This window comes from Niveispirillum sp. (genome assembly GCF_017996735.1).
Taxonomy (GTDB): domain Bacteria; phylum Pseudomonadota; class Alphaproteobacteria; order Azospirillales; family Azospirillaceae; genus Niveispirillum.
The window spans coordinates 1-4,897 of sequence record NZ_JAGOGJ010000242.1; the positions used below are offsets into that span (position 1 = coordinate 1).

The following is a 4,897-nucleotide window of genomic DNA, read 5'->3' on the forward strand; positions in this document are numbered from 1 at the left end:
CCGCTGCCTCGTGCCAGATCCGGCCCTCATAAACGGGCCGCGCGAAGTCGGCCATGAAGAAGACGTGGAAATGCGTCAGATGGTCCGCGATGTTTTCTGCCGCATGGATGACAGCCTGCGCCAGTTCGCCGTTGGGCGGCGGGCGCACACCCGATGCGGCGGCCAGGGTCCGGGCGGCAGCGACCGACTGTGACACCGAACAGATGCCACAGATACGCGGCACGATGGTCATGGCATCGCGCGGGTCCTTGCCTTCCAGAATGCGCTCAAACCCACGGAACAGTGGCGAATTCGCCTCCGCCCGCGTGACCTTGCCGCCCTCGATATCCAGGCGGATTTCAAGATCACCTTCGACCCGGTTGAACGGACCGGCAATGACGCGTCTGCTCTCTCCCGTCATCGCCGCGTCGTGTCCTTTACGGCGGGCGGTTGCACGATACGATCGGCACGGGCATTGACGCGCAGCCGGTTTGGCGTCGCGGCCTTGGACAGGGATGCCAGGGCGATGAACCAGGCCTTCGGCATGTCGGTCGGCAAGCCAATCGGCACCCCGCCGAATTTCGGCGTCTCGGTAAAGCTGCGGCCCGGTTCCTCGAATTCAGGGGCCGTGCAATTGATGCAGGGATAGCCGCCGTTGGTGCAGGAACCGCCACCATTCCACGGCCGGGTGTTGCAATCGGCATGGGCCTGCGTGCCAAGGCAGCCCAGATGCTCCATCATGCAGCCAAGCTCCGAAAGCTGCTCCGCGCTGGCCTTGAATTCATAGAATTCATTGCGGGAACACCCATGATGGACCAGATGGTCGGCAAAGAAGCGCGGCCGCCCGAACCTGTCCAGATCGGCCGGCCCCAGCCCGTCTTCCGCCAGCATCATCAGCGTTTCCAACACCCAGCCGGGATGGGTCGGGCAACCGGCGACATTGATCACGGGCAGGCCGGCATTGCTGCGGAAACCCGCCCCCAGCGCGCCGCCTTCAAGGTCGCCATCATATTGCAGGCCGCAGGCGTCGGCCGGATTGCTGCCGGCGGACGTGATGCCGCCGAAGGCAGCACAGGTCCCGATGGCAACAGTATGGCGGGCCCTGGATGCCAGTTGCCGGACCCAATCGAGCATGGGCCGGCCCGTACCCGCCAGCATATGGTAACGCCCGCTGCCATTGGGTCCGCGGACGACCGACCCTTCAAAGCACAGGATATCCAGGCTCCGTCGCCCGTCCACGATATCGGCCAGCAGGCCCGTCACCTCATCGGCACTGGCCTCGCTCAAGGTCGGATGCCACAGAAGGTCGATGCCGAAATTGCTGAACGTGTCGAACAGGCCGGGTGCTTCCGCGCACATCATGGACATGGTGCAACCACCGCACCCCGCCGATTGCAGCCACAGAAGGGAGGTCTTGCGTCGTGTCATCTGGATCGCGCCCCGTCTGGCCCGCTATCTTGATTTCCGGCAATCGGCAATCGGATGGAAAAGACGGCACCACCGTCGGGGGCATTCTCCGCCCCCAACTGACCGCCATGTTCCTCGATGATCTTGTAGCTGATGGACAGGCCGAGGCCGGTTCCCTTGCCCACGGGCTTCGTCGTGAAGAATGGTTCGAACAGTTTGGTCCGTGCCTCCGCCGAAATGCCGGGACCATTGTCGGCGATGGTGATGACGGCCTCGTCCCGTTCCCTGCGGATGGCGACCGACACATGTTGTTCAGTCTGGCTTTCGATGCTGTCGCAGGCATTCTGGACGATATTCATCACCACCTGCTGGATATGCCCGCTGCGTCCCACGATCTCCAGCCGGTCGGGAACGTCGTAATTCAAGGTGAAATGCCGGTCCCGCCCCTTGACCACCCAGCCAATCGCCGTCTGCACGGCCGCCACAAGGTCGAACCGTTCGCTCTGGCCGCGACCATCGGCGGAAAAGCGCCGCAGGCTTTCAACGATGTCGCGGACCCGCTCCGCCCCCTCCAGCGCACCCGAAATCGCCTCGCGCAGACGGCTGACGGCCCGGTCGACATTCAGATCTTCGCGAAGGGCGATCAGTTCTTCGCGTGGCGCACCTGACCAGACCTTCTGGAAATAGGTCTCCAACCGTCCGACATAGCGTTCCAGCGCATGGGCATTGCCATAAACAAAACTGATCGGATTGTTCAGTTCATGGGCCACACCCGATACCAGTCGGCCAAGCGATGCCATCTTTTCCGCATGGACAAGCTGGGCCTGGGCCGCCTTCAGTTGTTCGTGCGCCGTATTGAGGCTGGCATAGGCGCGTTTCACCTCGCCGACAGGCCGGCCGATCAGCACCACCCCCATCATGCGGCCCCGTGCATTAAGCCGCGGCGCCGCATGCACCTCGATCGGCACCTCTCCATGCCGGCCGGCCAATGACAGCTCCCGCGCGCCCATCGGTTTGCACCGCGCCGCAAGTCTCAGGATTTCCTGCAACGCGGTGGCACTTTCAGGGATGAAGATGGTCTGGATGGGTTCTCCCTCCAGTCCGACCTGCTCACGACCAAGCAGGAGTTCCAAGGCCCGGTTGATCTGCAGGATACGGCCGGTCTGATCGCAGACGATCAAAATGTCGGTCATCGCACCCAGAACGGAATCCATGAATTGGCGCATGGATTCAAGATCGGCGTTCTTCTTCTCCAGCTCCACCTGATAGGCGAGCATGTCGGCATAGGTCTCGTCCATCTTCTGAAGGACGTCCATCCAGGCCGATTCCATCATCGTGGACGTGTCGGGATCGACACCCGTCGCCATCGCGAGACCCCGTGCGCTTCGGTCGTATGGAAGCTAGAACGCCCATCCCTCAAATGCAATCTTCGAAAATTCTCCGCCCTTGCCGGATGAACTGATGGTGTGGATGCCCAGAACTATAAATGGAGAAATTCCAATGGTGTCTTTCTCCTGATCTCCTCCATCGTCACGCCTGGGGCTAGTTCGATCAGGGTCAGGTCGCCGCCGGCCTTCTTGTCGATGGTGAAGACCCCCAGGTCGGTCACCACCATGTCCACCACCGCCGCACCGGTCAGCGGCAGGGAGCAGGCGTTCAGCAGCTTGGGTTCGATGGCGCCCGTCTTCTTGTCGACGGCGCAATGTTCCATCACCACCACGACCTTCTTGACACCGGCCACCAGATCCATGGCGCCGCCCATGCCCTTGACCATCTTGCCGGGGATCGTCCAATTAGCCAGATCGCCATTGGCGGCCACCTGCATGGCGCCCAGCACCGACAGGTCGATATTGGCGAAGCTGTCAGCACTGCTGAAATAGCTGCTGTAGGGCAGTTCGGTGACGGGCTGCTTGCCGGCATTGATCAGGTCGGCATCCTCTTCCCCCGCAAGGGGAAAGGGCCCCATGCCCAGCATGCCATTTTCCGACTGCAAGGTGACATGTATCCCTTCGGGGATGTAGTTCGCCACCAGGGTCGGGATGCCGATGCCCAGATTCACATAGAAGCCGTCGCGCAACTCCTTGGCGGCGCGGGCGGCCATTTCCTCACGGGTCCAAGCCATGATGATGATCTCCCAAATGTTTCGTGCCCTCTCAAGCGCCGGGCGGGCGCCTTCGCGCCCTTGGCTTACGGCACCTGGAGGGCGAGCCGCGCGTTAGTCGCGCTTACGTGTGGTACGCTGTTCGTGGGGGTTCTGACGCGGAGCTTCGATGATGCGCTGCACAAAGATGCCCGGCGTGTGAACATGGTCGGGATCGATGGTGCCAACAGCGACCAACTGTTCAACTTCGGCCACGGTCACCTTGCCGGCCATGGCCATCATCGGATTGAAATTCCGCGCGGTCTTGCGGTAGATCAGGTTGCCTTTCGTCTCGCCCTTCCAGGCTTTCACGATGGCCAGATCGGCGCGTAAGGACCGTTCCATTAAATAAGTCTCGCCATCGAATTCCCGCAGTTCCTTGCCTTCCGCCACCAGCGTGCCCACGCCCGTCTTGGCGAAGAAGGCGGGGATGCCGGCACCGCCGGCGCGGATACGCTCTGCCAGCGTGCCCTGAGGGGTGATTTCGAGCTGCACTTCGCCCGACAGATATTGCCGCGCGAACAACTGGTTCTCCCCCACAAAGGAGGCAACCATCCGGGATATCTGCCTGGTTTCCAGCAACTGCCCCAGGCCCAGACCATCAATGCCCGGATTGTTGGAAATGACCGTCAGGCCCTTCACGCCCGACATTTTGATTGCCGCGATCAGGTTTTCGGGAACGCCGCAGAGGCCGAACCCGCCGGCCATCACGGTCATGTCATCGTGCAACAGTCCCGCCAGAGCTTCGACAGCACTGGCGCGTAGTTTGCCTGTCATGGGAACATGCCTCTTTCAAACGCGCCCTACGGGCGGTGGAATCCACAGGGGTTGAGGCAATCCCTTAGTACCGGTAGCTGAAGGAAACGCCGTAGGTCACCGGCATGCCGCTGAACTCCGTCACTGAATCGATCAGGTGCGCGACGTTGTTCACGTAGAACCGGTTGGTGACATTCCGTCCCCAGACCTGCAGACGCCAGTTTCCATCATCCGCCTCCAGGCCGGCCCGAAGATCAACCAGCATATAGCCGTCGATACGGAACTCAGGATTATCGCCGAAGGCGGCGGTGGCGGCACTGCGGGCCGTCAGGCTGCTGCCCGCGAACGCCGTCAGTTCTTCACCGACGGCAAACCGGTATTCCGCATCCAGAACGGCCTGCCAGCGTGGCGTGTTCGGGAAGGCCTCACCAACAAAGCTCGTCGCCACACCGAACTGATCGACGGGATTGGGAGGGTCCTTGCGCACCAGAGCTGGTCCCCCGTGAGCGGACAGTTTGCTAAGCTTGGTTCGGCCTTATTGAAGGACGACCGACATGGCGGGACAGAGGAAGCGATATTCAGCGGATTTCAAGGCGAAGGTGGCACTTGAGGCGA

6 protein-coding genes are annotated in these 4,897 nt (G+C 61.8%); all 6 read right to left on the minus strand.

The genetic code is table 11. The annotated features are described in order from the left end of the window. A partial coding sequence (locus KBA48_RS32435) for a nickel-dependent hydrogenase large subunit (RefSeq protein ID WP_292912801.1) occupies positions 1–400 on the minus strand: 400 nt, incomplete at its 3' end. Next, complete coding sequence (locus tag KBA48_RS32440) at positions 397–1,407, minus strand: HupU protein (protein WP_292912802.1); 1,011 nt, start codon at positions 1,405–1,407, stop codon at positions 397–399. The genes KBA48_RS32440 and KBA48_RS32435, both read right to left, overlap by 4 nt. Beyond that, positions 1,404–2,753 (minus strand): ATP-binding protein, encoded by a 1,350-nt coding sequence (locus KBA48_RS32445; RefSeq protein ID WP_292912803.1) that lies wholly within the window; start codon positions 2,751–2,753, stop codon positions 1,404–1,406. The genes KBA48_RS32440 and KBA48_RS32445 overlap by 4 nt, the downstream gene beginning before the upstream one ends. 113 nt (positions 2,754–2,866) lie before the next feature. Beyond that, the gene (locus tag KBA48_RS32450) at positions 2,867–3,508 is read right to left on the minus strand and encodes a 3-oxoacid CoA-transferase subunit B (RefSeq protein ID WP_292912804.1); all 642 of its coding nucleotides are present in this window, start codon (positions 3,506–3,508) and stop codon (positions 2,867–2,869) included. 93 nt (positions 3,509–3,601) lie between these two features. Next, entirely contained in the window at positions 3,602–4,303 is a 702-nt protein-coding gene (locus KBA48_RS32455) for a CoA transferase subunit A (protein WP_292912805.1), read from the minus strand. Between the two features lie 64 nt (positions 4,304–4,367). Continuing rightward, positions 4,368–4,769: a TonB-dependent receptor gene (locus tag KBA48_RS32460; RefSeq protein WP_292912806.1), complete on the minus strand. Its 402-nt coding sequence runs from the start codon at positions 4,767–4,769 to the stop codon at positions 4,368–4,370. Between the last annotated feature and the right edge of the window lie 128 nt (positions 4,770–4,897).

Excerpts from the sequence above, each read along its gene's own strand:
- KBA48_RS32440 (WP_292912802.1), bottom strand. The coding sequence starts at position 1,407 with ATGACACGACGCAAGACCTCCCTTCTGTGGCTGCAATCGGCGGGGTGC.
- KBA48_RS32445 (WP_292912803.1), bottom strand. The coding sequence starts at position 2,753 with ATGGCGACGGGTGTCGATCCCGACACGTCCACGATGATGGAATCGGCC.
- KBA48_RS32450 (WP_292912804.1), bottom strand. The coding sequence starts at position 3,508 with ATGGCTTGGACCCGTGAGGAAATGGCCGCCCGCGCCGCCAAGGAGTTG.
- KBA48_RS32455 (WP_292912805.1), bottom strand. The coding sequence starts at position 4,303 with ATGACAGGCAAACTACGCGCCAGTGCTGTCGAAGCTCTGGCGGGACTG.